This is a genomic window from Pseudoalteromonas sp. PPB1, assembly GCF_015356275.1.
Classification (GTDB): domain Bacteria; phylum Pseudomonadota; class Gammaproteobacteria; order Enterobacterales; family Alteromonadaceae; genus Pseudoalteromonas; species Pseudoalteromonas rubra_D.
The window spans coordinates 36,504-57,934 of the sequence record NZ_JACEQV010000030.1 but is presented as its reverse complement, the minus strand read 5'-3'; the positions used below and the strand labels follow the sequence as shown (position 1 = coordinate 57,934).

18 protein-coding genes and 1 tRNA gene are annotated in these 21,431 nt (G+C 48.0%); 7 read left to right on the top strand and 12 right to left on the bottom strand.

Annotated elements, in window-relative coordinates:
• The 4 genes from IY568_RS21555 to IY568_RS21540 all read right to left on the bottom strand — a co-directional run bounded on the left by IY568_RS21555 (position 1) and on the right by IY568_RS21540 (position 3,610).
• Complete coding sequence (locus IY568_RS21555; RefSeq protein WP_010379993.1) at positions 1-696, bottom strand: response regulator transcription factor; 696 nt, start codon at positions 694-696, stop codon at positions 1-3.
• 70 nt (positions 697-766) lie between these two features.
• Positions 767-1,186: a hypothetical protein gene (locus IY568_RS21550; protein WP_194868644.1), complete on the bottom strand. Its 420-nt coding sequence runs from the start codon at positions 1,184-1,186 to the stop codon at positions 767-769.
• A 527-nt stretch (positions 1,187-1,713) separates the two neighbouring features.
• The gene (locus IY568_RS21545) at positions 1,714-2,124 is read right to left on the bottom strand and encodes a winged helix-turn-helix domain-containing protein (protein WP_058798786.1); all 411 of its coding nucleotides are present in this window, start codon (positions 2,122-2,124) and stop codon (positions 1,714-1,716) included.
• A gap of 367 nt (positions 2,125-2,491) precedes the next feature.
• Positions 2,492-3,610: a DJ-1/PfpI family protein gene (locus IY568_RS21540; protein WP_194868643.1), complete on the bottom strand. Its 1,119-nt coding sequence runs from the start codon at positions 3,608-3,610 to the stop codon at positions 2,492-2,494.
• 79 nt (positions 3,611-3,689) lie between these two features.
• On the opposite strand from IY568_RS21540, the gene IY568_RS21535 reads away from it, so the two are divergent.
• Complete coding sequence (locus tag IY568_RS21535; RefSeq protein ID WP_125562536.1) at positions 3,690-4,160, top strand: DUF3293 domain-containing protein; 471 nt, start codon at positions 3,690-3,692, stop codon at positions 4,158-4,160.
• Here IY568_RS21535 and IY568_RS21530 read toward each other — a convergent pair.
• Positions 4,157-6,970, bottom strand: coding sequence for an EAL domain-containing protein (locus tag IY568_RS21530; protein WP_194868642.1), 2,814 nt, complete (start codon positions 6,968-6,970; stop codon positions 4,157-4,159). The genes IY568_RS21535 and IY568_RS21530 overlap by 4 nt on opposite strands.
• On the bottom strand, positions 6,967-7,902 hold the full coding sequence (locus IY568_RS21525; protein WP_194868641.1) for a cytochrome-c peroxidase: 936 nt from the start codon (positions 7,900-7,902) through the stop codon (positions 6,967-6,969). Before IY568_RS21525 ends, IY568_RS21530 begins: the two co-directional genes overlap by 4 nt.
• Before the next feature lie 237 nt (positions 7,903-8,139).
• Here IY568_RS21525 and IY568_RS21520 point away from each other — a divergent pair, with 237 nt between their 5' ends.
• The gene (locus IY568_RS21520; protein ID WP_194868640.1) at positions 8,140-10,533 is read left to right on the top strand and encodes an ATP-binding protein; all 2,394 of its coding nucleotides are present in this window, start codon (positions 8,140-8,142) and stop codon (positions 10,531-10,533) included.
• Here IY568_RS21520 and IY568_RS21515 read toward each other — a convergent pair.
• From IY568_RS21515 to IY568_RS21505, 3 genes are all read right to left on the bottom strand, one after another.
• On the bottom strand, positions 10,513-10,827 hold the full coding sequence (locus tag IY568_RS21515) for a cupin domain-containing protein (protein WP_194868639.1): 315 nt from the start codon (positions 10,825-10,827) through the stop codon (positions 10,513-10,515). The genes IY568_RS21520 and IY568_RS21515 overlap by 21 nt on opposite strands.
• 88 nt (positions 10,828-10,915) lie before the next feature.
• Positions 10,916-10,991: transfer RNA gene (locus IY568_RS21510), tRNA-Ala, on the bottom strand.
• Between the two features lie 161 nt (positions 10,992-11,152).
• The gene (locus IY568_RS21505; RefSeq protein ID WP_125562526.1) at positions 11,153-11,677 is read right to left on the bottom strand and encodes an NADPH-dependent FMN reductase; all 525 of its coding nucleotides are present in this window, start codon (positions 11,675-11,677) and stop codon (positions 11,153-11,155) included.
• A gap of 142 nt (positions 11,678-11,819) precedes the next feature.
• Between IY568_RS21505 and IY568_RS21500 the strand changes: the two genes are divergently transcribed.
• From IY568_RS21500 to IY568_RS21480, 5 genes are all read left to right on the top strand, one after another.
• Positions 11,820-12,740, top strand: a complete 921-nt coding sequence (locus IY568_RS21500) for a LysR family transcriptional regulator (protein ID WP_194868638.1) — start codon at positions 11,820-11,822, stop codon at positions 12,738-12,740.
• A 199-nt stretch (positions 12,741-12,939) separates the two neighbouring features.
• Positions 12,940-14,484: a YHYH protein gene (locus IY568_RS21495; protein WP_194868637.1), complete on the top strand. Its 1,545-nt coding sequence runs from the start codon at positions 12,940-12,942 to the stop codon at positions 14,482-14,484.
• 16 nt (positions 14,485-14,500) lie between these two features.
• Complete coding sequence (locus IY568_RS21490) at positions 14,501-15,004, top strand: hypothetical protein (protein WP_194868636.1); 504 nt, start codon at positions 14,501-14,503, stop codon at positions 15,002-15,004.
• Positions 15,005-15,033: 29 nt separating this feature from the next.
• Entirely contained in the window at positions 15,034-16,473 is a 1,440-nt protein-coding gene (locus IY568_RS21485) for an ATP-binding protein (protein WP_194868635.1), read from the top strand.
• The gene (locus IY568_RS21480) at positions 16,473-17,150 is read left to right on the top strand and encodes a response regulator (protein WP_194868634.1); all 678 of its coding nucleotides are present in this window, start codon (positions 16,473-16,475) and stop codon (positions 17,148-17,150) included. Before IY568_RS21485 ends, IY568_RS21480 begins: the two co-directional genes overlap by 1 nt.
• A gap of 14 nt (positions 17,151-17,164) precedes the next feature.
• Here IY568_RS21480 and IY568_RS21475 read toward each other — a convergent pair whose 3' ends face one another.
• The 3 genes from IY568_RS21475 to IY568_RS21465 form a co-directional block, all read right to left on the bottom strand.
• A complete protein-coding gene (locus IY568_RS21475; protein ID WP_194868633.1) occupies positions 17,165-18,175 on the bottom strand; it encodes a tetratricopeptide repeat protein in 1,011 nt (336 codons plus the stop codon).
• Positions 18,176-18,240: 65 nt separating this feature from the next.
• Complete coding sequence (locus tag IY568_RS21470; protein ID WP_194868632.1) at positions 18,241-19,455, bottom strand: hypothetical protein; 1,215 nt, start codon at positions 19,453-19,455, stop codon at positions 18,241-18,243.
• Positions 19,456-19,513: 58 nt separating this feature from the next.
• On the bottom strand, positions 19,514-21,145 hold the full coding sequence (locus IY568_RS21465; protein ID WP_194868631.1) for a trypsin-like serine protease: 1,632 nt from the start codon (positions 21,143-21,145) through the stop codon (positions 19,514-19,516).
• Between the last annotated feature and the right edge of the window lie 286 nt (positions 21,146-21,431).

Below are 21,431 nucleotides of genomic sequence, written 5' to 3'. Positions count from 1 at the left end.
TTATCCTTCTATGTCAAGTGCAAAGCCAATACCATGAATGGTTTTGATGATCGGGCTGGAAAATGGCTTATCGATAGCCTTGCGTAACTGGTAGATATGAGAGCGCAGTGCATCTGAATCCGTCGGCTCATCACCCCAAATTCTGTCGCACAACTCGCTGCGGCTCAGTGCCCTCGGATGGTGCTCCATGAGCAAACGCAGAATTTTAAACGGGATTGGTTGTAGCGTTAATGGTGACCCGGCACGCTCAATGTGCTGGGTTTGATTGTTCAGCGACAACGCCTTGTCACCTTCCCCCAGGCGCAGTGTGTGCTCACTATTAAGTAAATGCCTTCTTGCCAGCGCATTACAGCGGACCCACAACTCTTCAAGCGCAAACGGTTTAGTCAGATAGTCATCTACCCCAAGAGAAAAACCGCTGAGCTTGTCATCCAGCGTATCTCGGGCAGTCAGCATAATGATGGGAATATGGCGATTGGCCTCTGTGCGCAGTTGCTGACAGACAGCCAATCCATCCATTTTGGGTAGCATCACATCTAAGACCACACAATCATAAAATTGTTCCAGTGCGAGTTGCACACCCAGCTCTCCGGTGTGTGCAAAGTCCACCACCGCCCCCTGTGATTCGATATACTCGCCGATATTGCGGCTCAGATCCTGATTATCTTCAATTAAAAGTACTTTTACTTGCGCCATCCTGGTCACCAAACTAACAATCATGTAATCACACTAGCGCGACATTCGTGAAAGCAGTGTGAAATGTAACTCAGCTGGCCTGCAACCAGCGGCGTAAGTATTCTAACGATAGGTAAGCTCGCTTCAACTCTAGCCAGGATTCACGTGATTGCTGCCAGTGCCACTGTTCGTCTGCAATTTTCCTGAGCGAGTCACCATCCTGTGCACGGCTATAAAAAAGCAGATCGCCGGCGTTGGCCAGCCTTGGCAGTGCATCGGTCTGTAACGCCATCGTATGCTCAACCTGTGTGCGTAGATTGAGCACTAAGGTAATCAGACTGACATTAGTAGCCTGGCTGGCAAGCAGCCTCAGCAAGGTTTGCTCTTTGCTAGCAGTCGGCACCTCATTGAGTTCAACAAAAACGGGGCTGAGAGATTCAGTCAGCACCTGTTTTTGGCTCTGAGGCAAAGTACAAAACCAGCGAGTGAATTGTTGGAGTGGCGGTGCCATAATAATACCCGGTTAGTCCTTTGATTTGGGGAAAGTTTATCACACCACGCATTTATCGTAAAAACGCGCTCTTACTTTTAAATGTTCTGAAAAGGCTTAGCAAACACGGAACAAACCCGTTCTCACCTGTTAGAAAGCGAAAGCAACGCACACAGGCACAGCCTAGATTATACCAATTTGCTTAATTTAAGTGTTCTATTTAGGGGCGAGAAAACAGAGGAAAAAGCACGGGAGATTTTTCTATTCTGTTGTTTTAATTGAAAAGTTTTTAATATCATTAGCGTCATATATGCTTCTTAAAATTGAGCAGGGATTGAGTGCAATTGATATTATTTTGGCAAAAAGATCAGCGGTGTTCTGGTGCAGGCAGGCAAATCATAGAAATTAGCCCGCCACGAGCACGGAGGTTAGATTAGATACAGGTTTAGTACACTTTCTTCACTAAACCAATACAAAGAGATTAAGCACGATCGGCCGAGCGACGCCTGCCCAGCGGGCTTTAACAGAAAAGCCAGTTGTTTTACTGATCACTGTTCTTTGCATGGTACAGCCTGATGAAACCACTTAGCTATCCAACGGAACGGGTTTGGTCTGGGGTCCAGTTCAACCATCAGATTGAAACTGTAGCCCTTGCGGTAATGCGTTCTGATCACGTCAACCCCAAGTTTATGTTTGGAAACACAGCGCCGTAATTCGGAAACAGCCCGATTTATAGCATTGTTGTCGACATACTCCTGTTGCCAGATCTCCCGGCACAATTCATCCCGGCCAATCACTCTATCTCTATGACAGATAAAATATTCTAATAAGTCATAGATAAGAGGTTCAAGGCGCACGCTTTCACCACAATATGTTAACAACCTTTTCCTTTTGTGTAGCTCATAGGGCCCAAATACTGCACGGCTAAAGTCAGCATCATATTTATCATTTAACTTCATGATGATAGATACACTTCCTTTGACGTTTTGAGTTATCAAGCAAGCTTAGTGTAGCGTCTGACAGGACATTTTAAAATCCGAATTGCGATGAAAGTACATGACTTTTGTTAATAGAAAAAATAATAAGTTGACCCAGCCCGGGTGCAAGGATTTATTCACATTGTACAAGTAGAAAACAAATATAAAACAAAAATGATACATATGGTGGTTTCAGATTGCTCTGGGCAAATTTTTCCCCACCCTTTATACCGTTATTAGTTACAATGGACATAAAACAACCAGCCATTCAGCTATTAGTAAATTTCATAGTTAATGCGGCGAGGGCTCAGATCACGCCGCTGCCGCACTTTTTTCGTCCGAAAGCGCATTACAGCCTGGCCAGCATAGCCTTAATTTTTGCATCATCAGGGTACGTTTTTTGCGCTCGTAGCAGGCTGGATTTTGCCCCTGCCGGGTTATTTTGTCTGATGTATGCCTTAGCAATGGTCAGCTCAATCATAGGGTGGTTAAACTTAGATTGCGCAAAGGTCATCAACTCAATTGCATTGTGTAGTTGTAATTGAGTTTTGGCAAACCGGGCCTGATAGACACCTATCATAGCTAACATCTGCACATCATATTGCTCTGGCGATTGCTGAAATTTTGCCATAGCAGCAGCTTTGTCTCTGAAAAGCAGTTCAGCCAGCTTAACACTCCGATCGTCCTTATATACAGGCTCATTGACCTCTTCAATCCCCATGGCTCGCACCATGGCCACCGCCGTATCTGCGGTAGAAAAAGGGTTCTGACCTGTGATCAAACGACCGTCTATCGTAACCTGATTCAACATCAGTCCGTCTTGTTCAAACAAACCACCGCGCTCTTTAAGCTTGTCTTCCAGTAAAAACTCAAACTGGGGGCGCCACTTTTTACCAAAAGCCGTCTCTTCCAGGTTAGTAAAGCCATTTACTCTTTTACCATCAACCAGATATGCACCACTGCTCAGCTTCACATCAACCAGGGCTGCCGGACCGTGACACACAGCCCCCACTATGCCCTGCTGCTCGTAAACTTCCCGGATCAGGCGTTGTAACTCACTATCCTGGTGCAAATCAAACATGGGTCCTTTGCCGCCAACGATAAACACGCCGTCAAACGATTGCCCATCGAGACTGGCAAGCTTAACGGTATCAGACAAGGCACTCATCGCCTGTGGATCACTCAAAAACGCCTTGTTGTAGGATTTATCCCGGTTATATTCATCTGCCAGTGGCTGCCCGCCCTTCGGTGAGGCCAGCGTGATCTGAATGCCATTGTCGCTGAATACCTGGTAGGCCTTGCTGAGTTCGTCAAATTCGAAACCCGGTTGGGTTGTTTCTCCGTCAACCTGTTTACCATAACTACTTAACACCATCAGCACATGCGGCTCGTCCGCGGCGTTGGCTGTGTTGATCGCATTAATGCTCACCAACGACCATAAAGATGCAACCATCAATTGTCTTTTCATTATCGAGTCTCCTTTGTTTGGACAGACTCACCGTAACGCTGATACTGTGAAGCCACTGTGAAGTGGCTCAGGAAAAAACATGCACCGTCAAATTGAAAATGAATTGTGGCAGCTCTACCAGAATGTTTGGTTTAGACCTTGTGCCGCGCTCCCGGCAGCTCCGAATGGCGCAATCGTCAGTTTGTGGAATCCATGGGGCATAAAACGAACACTTGCTGAAAACCGCCGGTTTCAACACCTGCTCTATCCGGCATTAAAGCGCAAGGGCTACAAAATGCACCCGCTTTGGGGAACCAGTGCCAGTCTTGACTATCGGGAATTCAGTTTATTGATTGTATGCTCAGAGCAAGCAGCCACCCGGCTGGCGGCATTGTGTTATCAAAAAGCGTATTATTTCGTCCAACAAGACCAGGTTTGGTTGCACAACACCCATCACTCTCAGCAACGAGTGCAGCTTCGTGCGTCATTTCAGGCACGCATAACTTATCGTGCACTCCCCGCACATAATGCTGCCATTCAGGACCTGAACCATTTACCTTTGCACGTCTAGGCCAGATCCTGAAGGTGATTTTGAGAAAAGGTCTTACACCAGATCTCAAGTTCACTGAGTGACATAGGTTTAGCATACACATAGCCCTGCACCAGATCACAATCCATTTCCTTGAGGCCTTCGAGCTGTGCGACATGCTCCACGCCTTCAGCAATGACAGACAAACCAAGGCTGGCTGCCATCGATAATATGGCACGCACCAGATTTTGTGAGTCCGGAGCATGTGCGAACTCATGAATGAAGCTCTTATCAATCTTAATGGTGTTAATGGGAAAACGGCGCAAATAACTCAACGAAGAGTAACCAGTACCAAAATCATCTATCGATAAATGTGCCCCCGTCGCTCTGAGCCCTTCAAGCCAGGCGAGGATGGCCTCATCATCATCCAGCAAAATACTCTCCGTGATCTCAAGCGCCAGATTGGCTGGCTTGAATCCGGTCTGAACCAGAATATGCCGTAAGGTTGTGGCATTGAAGCCCAGTCGGTATTGCTGACTGGAAATATTCGCCGACAAACAGCAATCCAGATCGAGCGTCCGATTCAAAGCCGCAATGTCTGATGTGGCGCGCATCAGCATCCACTCCCCCAGCTCAGAGATCAGGCCACTTTCTTCTGCAACCGGAATAAACTCGTCCGGTGCAATGTATTGCCCCTGATGTGACCAGCGAGTCAGGGCTTCAAAGCCATGTAACTGACCCGTTTTAAGCTCAATGATAGGTTGATAGAACACCTCCAGTTCATTGCTTGTTATGGCTCTGCGCAGCAATTGTTCCAGCTCTACGCGCCGGTTAACCTGTTGCTGCATTGAAGGGGCAAAATAATGATACTGATTACGACCGCTTTCTTTTGCTTTATACATAGCCAGGTCAGCCCGGCGTAGGATCTCCTGTTGCTCACGGGCATCATCAGGCATGATAGCAATGCCAATACTGGCGCCACTGATCACTTCAAACCCGTTGATAGTGAAAGGCTGAGCCAAAGAAGTGAGGATCTTTTCTGCGACTTTTGCAGCATCCTCAACCTCACTGATCTGACTAAGTAACAACACAAACTCATCGCCACCAAAACGGGCCAGAGTGTCAGTACGTCGCACCAGGTGATTCAGCCGGTTGGCCACTTCCAGCAGCAAGTTATCACCCGCGTCATGCCCCATTGCATCGTTAATGCGCTTAAAGCGATCCAGGTCGATAAACAATAAAGCACTCAGATGAGGCTGGCGCTCAATTTGTTTCAGGTCCTGACAGATCCTGTCCAGCAACAAACGTCGGTTTGGCAATCCGGTAAGCGCATCATACATCGCCTGATAGGCAATTTTGGCTTCCTGTTCCTTGCGCTCTGTCATATCGGATAGCACCGCAATGTATTGCTGGACCTGACCTTGCTCATCCTGAACGGCACTGATGGCGAGCCATTCAGGGTAAACCGTGCCATCTTTACGGCGATTCCAGATCTCAGCCGCCCACTCACCTTTGGTTTGCAGGGTTTGCCACATATGCTCATAAAAACGCTTATCGTGACGGCCTGAGCTGAGCAAGTTAGGTTTTTTGCCCAAAACTTCCTGCTCCTGATAACCGGTAATACGTGTAAAAGCTGGATTCACCGCCATGATCTCCAGCTCAGCATTGGTGGTCATGATCCCTTCCTGAGTCGCCTGGTAAACCGCCGCCGCGGTCTTGAGCTCCGCTTCAACTTCTTTAAACTCAGTTACGTCCACACTGATGTAAACGTATCCCCCTTCAGCCGTACGCGCATGGCGAATTTGCAACCAGCGTCCGTGTGCTGTCCTTTGCAGTCGTTGCGGTGTGTCACTTTGTTCATGAACAAACTCCGACTGGCGTTGTTGCCACTCACTCAGCGTTTGCGGAAACTCAGACCTCGATGTCACCCCGTAGTGTCGCAACCAGCACTGATTTGTCAGCATCAGTGTTCCCTCGCTGTCATAAAGCGCAAATCCCTCTTGCAGACGTTCAATGGCATCATGCAATAACTGGCTGGCTTGCAAGGCATGGTTTTTGGCTTTGTTTAACCGCTGTAAGATAAACAACAAAGTCAGTAACAGTACCACCGCTAGGCCAAACAACTGCTCACTCAAAGTCCGGGTTTGCCTCAACTGCGAACCATGCAAGTCCATTTGTGCACCATAGAGACGAGCAAAGGCCTGTTTGCTGTTGATGGCCAGGTAGTCCTGACGTGTCGCATGGACCTGACGATAGTATTCAACGGCAACCTGAATATGATTGACAAATCGACGACTGAGTAAAGCATGGCTTTGCGATACGACAGTCGCCTCAGCTAAAGTCCGAATGCGGGTATCCAGTAGTAGTTCATCCAGTGGCTGGCCAGAAGTTACCAGACTGGCGAGTATGGTACTGCCAAGTAATGCCTGAGGATGCTGCGTGGCAATCATTTCGTCCAGTACCACAGGCAAATAAGTCAGGCCATTGCGCATTCCCACTGCCTGGGTTTTCAATTGCTCCATCAGTGCCATCTTGTGTCTGAGCAGCCTTAGATAGGCGAGAAACTCCATACTAACGTGACGATTTTGCTGCTTATTTGTCAGCTGCTGCAATGCCCTGTCCAGTTGCTGTAACTCATCAAAATGGCGCAAACTACCCACACTGAGTTCAAGTGCAAATTTATCTAGTTTGGCATCGATGGATTTGGCATCAAACAAATGAGATACCTGCTCATGTTGGCGCTCTCCGGTCGCAATATGAGCGCGAAAGAAGTACACCATCAAAGCCGTCAGCAGCATTACCAACAGGCACTGACCAATGACAGGGAAGTTAAGTTTCATTGAACGCTTCATTGTGTCATTTCCTGATGCTGGCCAACCAGGCTTTCAAGAAAAGCGGCAATTGCCTCTAACTCCGCCTGGCTGAGTGAACGGCCAAGCTGATATCGGGCCATGGTATTGATAGCGCCAGTTAGACTGTTTTCACTGCCATCATGAAAAAAGAAGGTTTGTCTCGCGGCCAAACGCAGACCCGGCACTTTAAAAGTAAACTTATCGGCCTCACGGCCCGTCACATTGTATCGGCCATAGTCTGCAGGTTCTATGGGAGTACCACGATCGCCAAAGTAGTCACCAAAAGTGCCCATTTTGGCGAACATATTACCACCCACATTTTTACCCTGATGACAATTGATACAGCCATAGTATTTAAATAAACGGTATCCCTCCTGCGCTTGCTCAGACAAACTCCCCTTGCCTTGCAACCACAGATCAAAAGGCGCATTGAGGGTAATTAAGCTGCGCTCATAGTGAGCAATAGCATCACTGATGGTATCACTCGACAGTCCGTCTTTATAAACCTGTGTGAAGGCGTCCAGGAAGGCTTTATCCTTATTGAGCGTGGCGATCAACACAGGCCAGCTGGTGGCGAATTCTTTGGGGTTTTCTACAGGTAGCGTGACCTGAGCTTTTAAATCAACAGCTTTGCCATCCCAGGCCTGACGAATATTAAATACAGAGTTGTAGACGGTAGGTGCCTTCACGTCACCAAGCCGCCCTGCGACTCCCTTAGAGCGGGCAGTGTTGTCAGCGCCATGCGTTGTCAATTGATGGCAAGAAGCACAGCTTACTTCGTTACTGCGAGACAGCCGGGTATCAAAAAATAGCTGCCGACCTAATGCAACCTTGCGAGCATCCGTTGCGACACTGTGCAGTGGTAAAATGGGTTCAGCTGAGACCCATACCGAGCCAAACAACAACGCCCAAATCAGAAATTTCAGTATCACGCTTTAGTACCACTCATAGGGGCTAAACACCTTACTAATGTAGCAGTCCTTAATCTTGGCTGACTTGATATGGAATAAAGAATGGACGATCTCAGCAAAGCACTAATCGGCTGAGGTCAACCTCCCGGTAACCCGCGACTTTATATCTTCAGACTGAGGAGAAAAATTTCAATAACGAGAGGTGTAAGCCAAAATATTGTCTAAACTTGTGAGATAAGAAGCTTTTTAATCTGATATATGCAATTAAAAACGCGCCTGACGGTGATCCTGGGATTAACAGCACTGGCTCCAATGCTGGTGATATTCTTACTGGCCATGTTGCACAGTACCGAGCAGGCAAAACGTCTGAGCATCTCAGCTGCTCAGGCCAAAGTTTATAATGCAGCCGCCATTTTCGACCGCTATTTCGCTAAACGCAAAAGCGAAGTGGCGACTCTGGCGCGCCAACCAACCTTAAAAGCCATGGACTTTGCGCACATCTCCCCCATTTTGCAAACAGAAAAAGCCGCCCATGACCAGACTTACGAAAAGTTCATTATCGGTCGGCCCGACGGCAGCTTTCACAATACCGAAGGCGGAAACCCCTTTCAAAATATGCTGCGCACCTTCGATGATAAGTCTCCAGAAGCACGTAAAAGAACCATTTCGCGTCGCGATTATTGGCAACAAACCATAGGCCGAAATGTTGAACAAAACGCTGAAGTTTACGTGTCCGAGCCGATGATCTCCTACACAACAGGCGTTAAACAAATCGTAGTCGCAGCGACCATACTGGCCAACGATGGTAAAGTAGCTGGTCTACTGGGTGGCAGCATTCCCTGGCGCGAGATAGATAGACTGGTACAGGCTGTTTCCAAACAAGTTGTCCATCAGTTTTACGATAACGCCCGGTTTATGCTGGTATCTCAGGAAGGCATTTACATGTATCACTGGCAGCCAGACAAAATCATTCAACTCAAACGCGAACAGGGGAAATTTGTTGTTAATGACATTGGCGAAAAAATCGCAGTACGCTTAAAGGTCACTGAAGAAGCAGACCCACAACTTAAAGAAATTGGCCTGAAGATGATTGCAGGCTTTAATGGCTATGCGCAGCTGGCTCAAACTCCCACCCGGCCTAAATCTTATATTTTCTATGCGCCTGTCAAGTCCTCAGGGTACAGCATCGCGTTAACTTTACCCGAACATGTGGTGTTCGCCCCGGTGTATGAACTGCGTCAACAGTTGTTGATTATTCTGGCATTTGCCATTGCCATTTCTTTGCTGGTTGCCTGGCGCTTCTCGAACAGCATATATCAGCCCATTGCCAAACTCACTAAAGCCGCACAGGCGCTGACTCAAGGCAACTTTAATGTGTCTTTGTCTACCCGGGGCAAAGATGAACTGGCCAAGCTCAGCCGGGCGTTTGCACAGATGCGCGACAAGGTATTCCAGCGCGAATCTGAACTGGAACACAGAGTGGAAGAGCGGACTCAGGCACTCGAACTGGCGAAACTCGCCGCAGAAGAAGCGGCTAATGCCAAAAGCCGCTTTCTGGCTAACATGAGCCATGAGATCCGCACACCCATGAATGGTATTCTGGGTACCCTCCAGTTACTCAATCAACAAAATAGCTTTAATGCAGAGCAAACCACCCTGATCCGGGTTGCCAATGAGTCAGGACAGAGCCTGCTAACCCTGATCAATGACATTCTGGATATTTCTAAGTTAGATCAGGGCGAAGTATCTCTGTATTTTGAGCCCTTTGACTTATATGCGGTATTGCACCACCTGGAGCAGATATTCAGTGAAAAAGTCATTGAAAAACGACTGAGATTTCAGCTGGTAATTGGCGATACGGTGCCCAAAGAGGTGGTCAGTGATAAACATCGTTTACAACAGGTTTTACTCAACCTGCTCAATAATGCCATCAAGTTTACCCACGAAGGGTTTATCCGTCTGGAAGTAGAAAACATTGGTAACATGGAACAGGTAATGCTCAGGTTTACCGTATCTGACAGCGGCATAGGTATCGCAGAAGACAAGCTCCCGCAAATTTTTAATCCGTTTTACCAGGAAGATGAAAGTACTACCCGGCGCTATGGGGGATCCGGGCTGGGCCTGTGTATCTGTCAGCATATTATTGACTTGTGCGGTGGCCATCTCAATTGCCAATCGGTGCAAGGGGAAGGCTCTCAGTTTGACTTTAACTGGCCAGTAACCACGTGCTGCCTGATTTATTCAGAAGACAGCGATCAAGTGACGCTGGGAGAATTACATGGCCATATTTTGTTAGCGGAAGATAATGCGGTCAATCAGATTGTCACTAAGGCCATTTTAGAAAAGCTGGGCCTCAGCGTCACCATTGTCACCGATGGCCAGCAAGCCTTGCAGCAACTAGAAAGAGAACATTATGATCTGGTGCTGATGGATATGCATATGCCCAATATGGACGGCATTGAAGCGACAAAAGCAATCCGTAGCATGCCTCAGCACATGCAGCTCACCATCATCGCGTTGACTGCCAATGTATTGATCAAAGATATAGAGGCCTGTTTTGCCGCTGGTATGGATGATTACATCAGCAAACCGATTGCTCTGGACAAGCTCCAGACCGTACTGGATAAATGGTTATCGATAAAAAATGGCTAACCAGACTGTCTCCTGCTCAGGGTCGGTCCAGCTGACTTTATGCTTACAATGGGCCGGGATATTGATGTAATCGCCCACAGCCAGGCGCTCAATCCGACCGTCTTCAAATGTCAGCTCACCTTCGCCCTGCAGCACCAGCACCCACTCATGCTCATTTTGGTCGTACCATCCCTGAGACGGTGAAGTGTGCCCTTTAGAGACGATCCGCTCGATTTTTAGCTGCTCATGAGACAAGAGTGTCTGAAAGACTTCATCGCCGAGATCAGCTGGCAAGTTAGCAAATAAATTGTTCATTCATGACCCGAAAAATTAACATTGATTACGAAAACTGTATCGTAACTAAGGCGGAATAAAAACAACAACATGGGAAGGATAAGAGATTTGGTGGAGCTAGGCGGGATCGAACCGCCGACCTCTTGCATGCCATGCAAGCGCTCTCCCAGCTGAGCTATAGCCCCAAATCGACGACAAAGATACTAGAAGATTTTTTTGTCTTTGAAAACCCCCAAAGGTAACTTTTTTAAAGTAATTAGGCTGTTAGAATAAAAATCAAACAGGCCGGACAATATTTTGTATCATCCGGCCTGAATTAATAAGGTGCTCAAGCGCTCAAATTAGCTTAGTGCAACAACTTTAGGGCAGCTTCAAGCTCCTGTTTAATATCAGTATTTTTAAGTTCACCTGCTTCTAAATCAAAATTATCAAAGAAGCTAGGTACAGACAGACTGGCTTTAACATCAGCAGCAAAATAAGGGGCAGAACCCACAGCCGATGCCAATACACTTTTTGCTCCACCTGGACCCGGAGACGTTGCCATCATCAGCATAGGTGTATTCTGGTATACCTTCATATCGATGCGTGATGTCCAGTCAAACAAGTTTTTATAGGCCGCTGTATAACTGCCATTGTGCTCAGCAAAAGAAACAATAATCGCATCCGCAGCACCAATTTTAGCGAAGAAGCGCTGTGCCTCGTCTGGTATGCCACCGTCTGTTTCACGTTCAATGCTGTAAATTGGCATTTCATAATCATTCAGGTCTAACACTTCGACCTCTGCATTGGGGATCAACGAGGCAGCATAACTTGCCAGTTGCTGGTTGATGGATTGACGGCTGTTGCTGGCTGCAAATACTAATACTTTCATGGGATTACCCTCTCAAAATAAGACTAACTTAGGTTTGTATAGGTGCTCACTTCGATAAGCGTTCACCTCAAGCTGATGACAACCAGTGTATATTAGGTTTTAATAATGATTAATAGGGTAAAAGTAAAGTTACTATTTCCATATGAATAACAATCTTTTTGAAGGCATAGAAATCTTCACCGAAGTCGTCGCGAGTAAGAGTTTTATTGCCGCAGCACAAAAGCTGGGTCATTCTCCCTCGCATGTCAGCAAAATGGTTGCAAGGCTTGAAGAAAGGCTGGGTGTGAGACTGCTGAACCGCACCACCCGCACATTGGCACTAACGCCGGAGGGCGAGTCTTACTACCAAAATTGCACTCAGCTGATCCAGGATGCTCAGGCCGCAGCACAACAGCTAAATGTGACTGATGACATCCCCAGAGGCACGCTTAAAATTACCTGCCCGGTGGCGTTCAGTGCCGACTACCTGCAACCAGTGTTGGCAGAATACCTAAACCGCTATCCGAATGTTTCGCTAGAATGGGACCTTGAAGACAAAGCGGTTGATGTGATTAGTGATGGCTATGATCTGGCTGTGCGAGCGACACCACAGCTGGAAGAATCCAGCCTAATCTGCAAACGTGTTTATCAATGCAAAACCTACGTTGTTGCCAGTCCGGGTTATCTCAGTCGGTTTGGGCAACCGCATCACCCCAAAGAGTTAGAAAAGCATCACAGCATTTGTTACAGCAATCATAAAACTCCGGATCGCTGGGAGTTCAAAGACAAACAAGGCAACCCCTTTCATGTAGATGTGCGACAGCGGATCTTATGCAACAACGGTCATATGCAAACTGCCATGGCTCGTGACGGGATAGGCATCGCGCGCCTGCCTGCATTTTATGTCGACAATTCCATCGCGCAACAGCAACTTGTTACCCTGTTTCCTGAGTACCCACAGCCAAATGTAAACGTCTATGTGGTTTATCCAAGCCGCCGTCACCTTTCACCCAAAGTGCGGCATTTTATCGACCTGTTATCGGAGCATTTTGAACAAATTGTCAAATCGCAACCGGTATTTTGAATCATACATACTTTGTATCCAGGATTATTTTTATCCTGGTAAACAAACCACACAGTTTCCACACATTTACGCACTAAGCATGTTGCTATGAACGTAACCAATTAATTTATAAACACTAAAAAAATTCTAATTACACTATTTTATCCCCACATTTGCCATCTAGACTAAGTAATAGAACAACAGCCACTTTGAGGTTTGCATGAAACAACTATTCTTAATCATATTATGTAGCCTGCTGGCAGCCTGTGGTTCAGGTTCATCGGACTCAGGTACCTCAGCTGCCACAACGCAAACCGATACATCATCGGATACCAGTAATAATGCGCAAAACGACACAAATGACAGCCAAAACGACACAAATGACAGCCAAGGCGACACAAGTGACGACTCAGCTGATGACACAACACAGCCCTCCACATTCAGTCTGACCAGCCCGGCGTTCAACAACCAAGAGGCCTTGCCGACCAGCTACACCTGTGATGGTGATAACCTGTCACCACCACTGAACTGGACAGGCGCACCAGCCAATACGCAAGAGTACGCTATCAGCATGGCCACTGCAGCAAACGAGCAACATTGGTTGGTTTACAATATCAATGGCGATATACAAACGATGGCAGCCGGTGCCTCAATCGGTACCCTTGGCAATAACAGTGTGAATAACGAGCAAGCTTACGCTCCGCCCTGTCCGCAAGCTCCGGGCCAGCACTTCTTCACTTTTACTCTGTACGCGCTGTCTGACAGCCCATCTCTGGCTCAGAATATAACGGTAGACAGGGACACTTTTCTAAACGCCATCGATTCTCTGACTCTGGATACGGCTACTTTAACGGTAAGCGTAAACCGCTTTCCTGATGTCGCACTCAGCGCCTGTGAGCAGGTACAACAGTCTGTCAGCAACGCAGGATTCAACGATGTTGCTGTCACCTGTGACAATGAGTATGCCTATATCACATCCGATACTTACCCGGATCATGATCTGATGAATGGCATCACTGGCAGCAATGAACAGATCCCTGTGCCAGCGCCCGGGTATGCAGCACCCATTCCGCTTGACCGGCAATTAAGTGGCACTCCCACCACTATCGATGCGGCACTCGGAGTCGCGGTAAACGGAGTGCCTATTTATGATTATTCAGCTCAAGGCGAGCTAGACCTGTATCAGTACGACCCTAAAGTAGATACCAAGGCACTTGGGCAGCTCGACAACTGTGGTGGCCACGCCGGGCGTGGGGATGACTACCACTACCATGCGGCGCCGACCTGTATGATTGCCGCTATGCAAAACCAGGGCGATGATGCCATTCTGGGCTGGGGCTATGATGGCTACCCTTTGTTTGGGCATAACAATCCGGACGGCAGTGAAATTGCCGAAGGTACGCTGGATTTATGTCATGGCCAGACAGATAGTGAATATGGTTACCGATATCATACGTCAGATCAGGCTCCCTATGTATTTCAGTGTTTAATGGGTGAAGTGAATACCCAGATCCTTCCGCGTGTTGCACCTTTAAGTAGCGATAACCCCCAGATGCGCGCAAATCTGACGCCACCACAAGGCGGTGTCAGTAACCTGCAACATACCATTCTGGCGGATGGTACTCGAAGCATGACCTATACGCATCAAGGCACACAGTACTATGTCAACTACACCCCAATTAGTGGACAGGAAAACTGTTATCTGTTTGAACAAAAAACGGTCAGCAATGGCGGGATCGTTGAAACTGGCACCTTGTGCCGATAAAAAGAGGTAACCCCATATGAAATACCTATTCTGCCTGCTATTAATGGGTGTGCTGAGTCAGATCGACGCTGCTATTGCACACAATATAGACAGCAATAAAGCCAGGCTCACCCTGAGAGATGGTCAGGCAGAGCTGCGTTTACACATTGATATGCAGCACTGGTTTCAGGCCCTTCAGGACCCGGCAGCCTGGATGCTGGGTGACACCAATGCGGTGATGGCAACCAACCTGACCCCTCCACAGCAACAGGCCTTTATTAAAAGCCTGATTGAAAACAACACAGTGTTGCACCTCAACAACACCATAGTTGCCTTGCAGCTGAAAAGCCTGCACACTCTGGCTCACCATACAGGGCAGACAGAGTTGGTTCTGGAAGGTCTGCACCGCAGCAAAGGTCTGGAAATTGAACAGGTAAGCCTGACACTCCCCCCCTCACTGGGTACGGTTCATCTCAACGTAACAAGACCACAATATCGCATGCTGGCAGCCGGAAAAACGGCACTCATTACCTTTAATTGACGACGCACATAGGATTACAGGAGCCACATTTGAACCTTTTTGCCAAACTGTTTCTGGCCATCGTGCTCACCAACCTGGCAATCATTGCAATCCAGCTGGGATTAACGGCAGGCAGCCTGACCAGCGACTTTGCGACCCTGGTTGAGCGCAGTGAACAAAGTCATGTTGAGCAAACCCGTACCCGCTTGCTGGCTTTTTATCAGCGTGAAGGCAGCTGGCAAAATTTACGCCACAATCGTCGTTTGTGGCAGCAGCTGATGCAACCGGAACAGGTACGACAAAACCGTGATGGTCGCCGTGATAAGATATTTAATCCAGCCCAACATAGTGACCGCCGCTACTTCGACACGGGCCGACGGATCAGCTTGTATGACCACAACAAACAACGCATTGAAGGTAAGCCCACATTACAGAGCAATCGCTACCAGCAAGCTCTGAAGCTCGATGGCCAGCTCATTGGCTGGCTTGGCTGGGACCCTGCCCACGTCAGTGAGACAACGGCCAGTAAACAGATAAGCAACGACGAGTTTATTTTCCAGCAACTCAGCAATTATCTGTGGATTGCCTTATCGGCACTGCTACTGGCACTCCTGATGGCGTGGTTTGTCTCAAAACAACTCAGCAAACCCATTCAACGACTGATGAAGTGCACAGATAAACTGATGCAGGGAGACTTCAGCAGCAGGGCGAATCAAACGGGTAGTGATGAACTGGCGATACTGGCAAGGCGCATTGATAAGCTGGCACAGATCCTCGAAGATAATGAGAAAAGTCGACGTCAATGGATGTCCGATACTTCCCATGAGTTACGCACACCACTGACCGTACTAAAAACTCAACTGACAGCCATCGAAGATGGCGTCTTTACCATGGATGCCGATAAAACAGCACTGTTACTAAGCGAGGTCGATAACCTCAGTCGACTGGTTGACGATCTCTATCAGCTGACCAGTGCAGATGTTGGCGGTTATCGCTACACCATGGCCGCGATTGATCCTCTGCCGCTTCTTATGCAAACTATTCAGGGGCTTGAGAGTAAAATTGCAGAACGCGCTATCACTTTGGATATGACCGCACTGACACACGCCATGACGCTCTCACCTCGAGAAGTCATTGCAGATAAAGAGCGCCTGTGCCAGCTATTCTCTAACCTGATAGAAAATGCCCGCCGCTACACGGATAGCGGCGGGCAGATAAGGATAGTCATAGCCCATGAGGCCAGCCGGGTGATCATCCGTATCGAAGATTCAGCTCCGGGTGTTTCTGACGAGCAAAAAGTCAGGTTATTTGAGCGCTTCTATCGGGTCGAACCATCACGAAGCCGCCTGTATGGTGGTAGCGGACTCGGACTAGCTTTATGCAAAACCATAATAGAAGCGCACCAGGGTAACATTGCACTGAGTGATTCATCGCTGGGCGGGCTCTGTGCCACCCTCAGCTTGCCCTGTCAACCACAAGAGAACCCATAATGAACAAGTTGCATTTGCTGATTGTAGAAGACGAAGCCAATATTGCCGAGGTACTTATCGCCTATGCCAGAGCCGCAGGATATAACGTCACGCACCTGGAACGTGGTGACGGTGTGGTCGCATTCCTGCAACACAATCAGGTCGATCTTGTGCTGCTGGATCTGATGTTACCGGGTGAAGACGGGCTGAGTATTTGTCGTCAGGTCCGTCAATTCAGCGACATACCTATGATCATGATCACCGCCAAAAAAGATGAAATTGATCGATTGCTCGGCCTGGAGTTGGGGGCAGATGACTATATCTGCAAACCTTTCAGCCCCCGGGAGGTTATGGCAAGAGTTAAGGCGGTACTGCGTCGCTTTTCACCTAAACAACAAGACGAGCTCAAAGTGGGAGACTTCATTATCAGCCCAGCTCAGTTCACTGCCAGTTATCGGGATCAGCCGCTGGAGTTGACTCCCAGCGAGTTTAAGTTATTGACTTTGCTGCTTAGTCATCCACAACAGGTCTTTTCTCGTGCCCAGCTTATTGAACAGCTTTACCCCAATAGTGACGATATTGTCGACCGCAACATAGATACCCATGTCAAAAATATTCGAAAAAAACTCAGCACCATTGCACCCGACCAGACCCCCATCACATCTGTCTATGGTGTAGGGTATAAATTTGCGGGGTAATGCCAGTGGCATGCTTACCAGTCACAAGCTTTAACCACGTCATACCAGCTACGCTCGAACTGTCTGACGACCACCGGCTTGGGCAGATTAACATCAACACCCAGTGGCTTTGCCAGGTGCAGAAATACCAGACGGCGTATATTATCATCCTGAAGCTGGGTATATGCCAATTTAAGACTGTTTTTACTCTGCTGACTAACCGGGTGACCTTCTAGTTGCATAAACCGGGCATTAACCCACAGTAACATGGCCTGCTTAGTTTCGTTGGGGAAGGATGCGGTCAGCCTGGAGGTAGGTCCGTATAAACGCTGATAATTCAACAATTGCTCCTGGATAATAAAAGCAAATAACAAATTTACACCCGCGGAGATCTGCCCGGATCGTTTATCTATTTCCTGATAACTGGCAAGCGCTTTTCGAAACTGCACCTCTGCTTCAGTAACCTCACCCAGCTCTAACGCTATGATCCCTAGGTTATTATTGATAATGCCATTTTTTGATGTAATGCCGGCCTTATCTGCAATATTCATGGCTCTGCCATACAACCGTCTTGCTTTGGCATAATCGCCAAGCTGACGAGAAACCAATGCCAAACTATTAGTAAGTACCAGCTTCTGCTGTTCTGACTGGGCATATTTATAGGCGCATTCCAGGCTTTGTCTCGCATCATTAAGGTAATTATGGCGACGCAACCAAATCCCCAATGCACTCAATGCGGTGGGTAGTTTTTCGATAAAATAGGGGTGACTATGGTGGGAAAAAACAGCCTCCAGGGAATATTCCATCTGTGCCAATTGATGGGTCGGCACGGCGGCACGCATGCGAATAAAGTGCCAACGTAAAAACAAAGAGGTAGGAAGTTGCTGAGCATTTTCAACCTGCTCCAGTAGCACTAAGGTAGTTGCCGGGTCTACCGTCAAGTAGTCTTCGGCTTCTTGAAGTTTATCAATCACCTCACTGGGTGTAGCAGCCCATAATGCCGCCGGGAACAGCATCATCCACAGGCCAATCATCGCTCGTAACATCACCCGTTCCGCTTTTGCCTATCTCCTGAAACTATAGAATGCACCCAGCAATTGTTCAAAGTCACTCACTGATGTTCGAAGTAAATACGATAAGTGCTGGACCAGATTGGATAATCCACTTCCATCAGATAACATCGGTAGTTGCCAGGATCCAAGCTGGCGTAGCGAAATAGATAGTCGAGCTTTTGCTGTTGTACAGTATCCCAGTGTAATGCGTGCGCACCGGCATTTAAGTCAATCAAGCGTAGTTCTGGAAATTCTGGCAGACGTTCGGTCCACATATCTTCCACACTGAGCTTCCCTTCTTCCACTTTTTGGTTGCCATGATAACAACCGACATTCACGCAACTGTGGCGATCCAGCTGCTTTTCTATCAACACAAGTAAGCGCAACTTTTTGGCCGGATTTTTAATCGAAATACTGGTGGAGCTACATTGACTGTCATGACTTAACGGGTCAACCAGCTCATCAGGGTTATTAAAAATAAAGGTTGCATCAAAGCGGTCATGGCCCGCAACAGGGTCAAATACCAAGCCGCTGTTACCGGGTGAATAGCTGGCAAATGCCTGATGCAACCCAGGTGTTGATAGCTCTTGCGCAATGCCGATACTAAAGCGCTTTGATTCAACACGACAATTGGCGTCTATGTTCAAAGGGGCGATGAAATCATCATTATGAGGATGCGTGTAAAACTGCACGAAAGGTGCGGCACCGGTCTCACGCTTGATCTGCGATTTGCTGATCATGGCTACTTCCTGCAAAAACCCCTCGCGGCCCTTGCCTCGGGTTAGTACATAGGCACAGAAAATCTCCTCCATACTCATGCCAAGCAGCGACTTGGCCGCATAATACAGCTGAGCCCGCTTATCCTGGCCAGAGAGATTGACATCCCGTGCTTTCACTTTGTCCTCTTGCCGGTTATCCAGTAGTCGTTTTAGTTCTGCATGACTTCTTGCATACTGAGGAATGGTGGCAGAAAAGCGCTCACTCACCTGACGCCACTGCACTATCAAATCACAGGGAATGTGCCCTGATAGCTGCTCACCCAGCAGGCTCAGCGCCTGTTGCCCGGGTAAATGGTAGAGCACCTGTTCGCCAGACTTGGCCTTGTATGCATTAAATAAACGCTGGCTGGTTGAGCGATGACACCCAATATGACGAGCAAATCCGCCGATGGTTTGTGCTTGTGCGGGCATCGCCCGCATTATCGCCGTGAGCACTTTTTTTACACGCTCGCCCAGCCTGCGTAGTTCGCTATGCGCCTGATGACTCAGTCCCATGATCTTCTGTTTACCGTTTAATTTCTAATAGATTACCCGGGACTGAGCAAAAAAGCGACTAGTTACAGGTGCCTACAGATTTCCATGGACCCCAGGGACCTGACTGGGCTGGATCTTCACCCTGCACCCACCACTGGGCTTCATATACCTGACCACCTTTAGCAACCAGATCACCTGTGTTGTACACTGTGCTAGGACTCCAGCTAGGAATACCCTGACAGTTGTTGTCACCGCCAACCGTCACCTCTTTTGAAAGGGTGCTGCTTTGACCCTGATCATCTGTCACAGTCAGGCGGATTGTGTAGGTGCCCGCTACCGCATAGGTGTGCGTTACCGAAGATTGCGTTGCGCTCTGACCATCGCCAAACTGCCACTGATTTGACACGATTTGTCCGTTATCTGTACTGGTATTAGTCAAAGTAACACTCAGGCCTGACTTAGCCACAGTAAAGCCTGCAACCGGTGCCGGATCGCCATTACCACCGCAACTATCCAATTTCTTCCAGACATTCGGGTATAGGTCTGGTTGGGCACCAGAAGACCACCAGATAGCCTCATAGATATTGCCCTGATAAGACACTTTCTCACCTAAAGCATAAGAAGTAGCGCGATCCCAAGGGGATACGTCACAAACAGGCGGCTCGCCAACAGACACGACCTGAGACACAGTAGCTGTTTGCTGCGCAGTATCTGTCACAGTAAGCGTCACATTGTAACTACCATCAGCGGCATAGGTATGACGTGGGTTTGCTGCGCTTGAGCGATTGCCATCACCAAAGTTCCAGTCATAAGCTGTGATGCCATTGTCATCCGTCGCGCGATTCGCAAAGCTCACTGTCATGCCAGAAACCGACGCACTGAAATCAGCAACTGGTTTTTCATCCGTCGGATTATCCGGGCTCAAACCCGTTTTACGCTCAATCCAGTCCAGGTAGCTGGTTGTACGAGTAAATGCCGTCGCACCAGAGCAGGCAATACCCCAGCTCACAGTACCTATGCTGTAGAAATCGTTGCCAACACGGACCGCATAAGGGCCACCGCTGTCACCATTACAGGCTGAACGACCGCCTTCGCCGCCACCACAAATGACGGAGCCAGGGATGTTAAAGTTCAGCTGGCTGCTACAACTTGCGTTAGAAATCACAGGTAGCTGAGCTTCGCGCAGCACATCGCTCGGACGACCACGATTAGAGGTTAATCCCCAACCTGATACCGTCGGGTAAGCGCCAACGCCGGCATACTGATCCGCAATGGACTGTGTTGGTAACTTAGCCGGGGTGTATTTGCTTGCGGCTGGCGTTGCCAGGCGCAATACCGCAATATCATAACCGGAGCGAATGCCGTTCGCACCACGCCAGTTCTCATGCATGATAATCTGAGATACACGCAAAGTATCGCCATCACCGCGACTGATTGAATGCGCACCAACACGGACAGTCAGACTAGCCGTTGAAGCATTGTCCAGACAGTGTGCCGCGGTCAGTACCCAATTTTCACTCAACAGTGTACCACCACAGCCCTGACGGCCATTCATCAATAATGCAACTTGATATGATCTTGAATAAGAAGGAGTTTCAATGCCACCCACGACACTAGGAGTGATATCAGGCAGGCCCGATTGTTGTGTATTCGCAGAGACGGCGGTTGCTGAAAGTGACAATACAGCAGCAGCCAAAAGTGTAATTTTCATGTTGTATCCTTGTATGGTTATTGCTCAAAAAGCAATCTAGAAATAATCTGAGATACACACAAAGATCAATGCCCATGATGAAAAAAACAACTGGATGGACCAGTTAAAAATTTAGTCACTTCCTCATCATTAGTTTGTATTTTAAACACTTAAATGTAACAGATGTTTTACAGTTAAACGCGAAATTTATTTCATAATTATTTAGGAAAAAGCACTTCAGTAAGTTTGGAACGTTTTAAATAACAAAGACTTAAACTAGAAAAACACGGACTGATTGACTTAATTT

Coding starts and splice junctions, on each gene's coding strand:
- IY568_RS21480 (WP_194868634.1), top strand. CDS start 16,473: ATGAACAAGTTGCATTTGCTGATTGTAGAAGACGAAGCCAATATTGCC.
- IY568_RS21535 (WP_125562536.1), top strand. CDS start 3,690: ATGCACCGTCAAATTGAAAATGAATTGTGGCAGCTCTACCAGAATGTT.
- IY568_RS21505 (WP_125562526.1), bottom strand. CDS start 11,677: ATGAAAGTATTAGTATTTGCAGCCAGCAACAGCCGTCAATCCATCAAC.
- IY568_RS21550 (WP_194868644.1), bottom strand. CDS start 1,186: ATGGCACCGCCACTCCAACAATTCACTCGCTGGTTTTGTACTTTGCCT.
- IY568_RS21555 (WP_010379993.1), bottom strand. CDS start 696: ATGGCGCAAGTAAAAGTACTTTTAATTGAAGATAATCAGGATCTGAGC.
- IY568_RS21465 (WP_194868631.1), bottom strand. CDS start 21,145: ATGAAAATTACACTTTTGGCTGCTGCTGTATTGTCACTTTCAGCAACC.
- IY568_RS21540 (WP_194868643.1), bottom strand. CDS start 3,610: ATGAAAAGACAATTGATGGTTGCATCTTTATGGTCGTTGGTGAGCATT.
- IY568_RS21545 (WP_058798786.1), bottom strand. CDS start 2,124: ATGAAGTTAAATGATAAATATGATGCTGACTTTAGCCGTGCAGTATTT.
- IY568_RS21500 (WP_194868638.1), top strand. CDS start 11,820: ATGAATAACAATCTTTTTGAAGGCATAGAAATCTTCACCGAAGTCGTC.
- IY568_RS21515 (WP_194868639.1), bottom strand. CDS start 10,827: ATGAACAATTTATTTGCTAACTTGCCAGCTGATCTCGGCGATGAAGTC.
- IY568_RS21530 (WP_194868642.1), bottom strand. CDS start 6,970: ATGAAGCGTTCAATGAAACTTAACTTCCCTGTCATTGGTCAGTGCCTG.
- IY568_RS21495 (WP_194868637.1), top strand. CDS start 12,940: ATGAAACAACTATTCTTAATCATATTATGTAGCCTGCTGGCAGCCTGT.
- IY568_RS21470 (WP_194868632.1), bottom strand. CDS start 19,455: ATGGGACTGAGTCATCAGGCGCATAGCGAACTACGCAGGCTGGGCGAG.
- IY568_RS21520 (WP_194868640.1), top strand. CDS start 8,140: ATGCAATTAAAAACGCGCCTGACGGTGATCCTGGGATTAACAGCACTG.
- IY568_RS21475 (WP_194868633.1), bottom strand. CDS start 18,175: ATGTTACGAGCGATGATTGGCCTGTGGATGATGCTGTTCCCGGCGGCA.
- IY568_RS21490 (WP_194868636.1), top strand. CDS start 14,501: ATGAAATACCTATTCTGCCTGCTATTAATGGGTGTGCTGAGTCAGATC.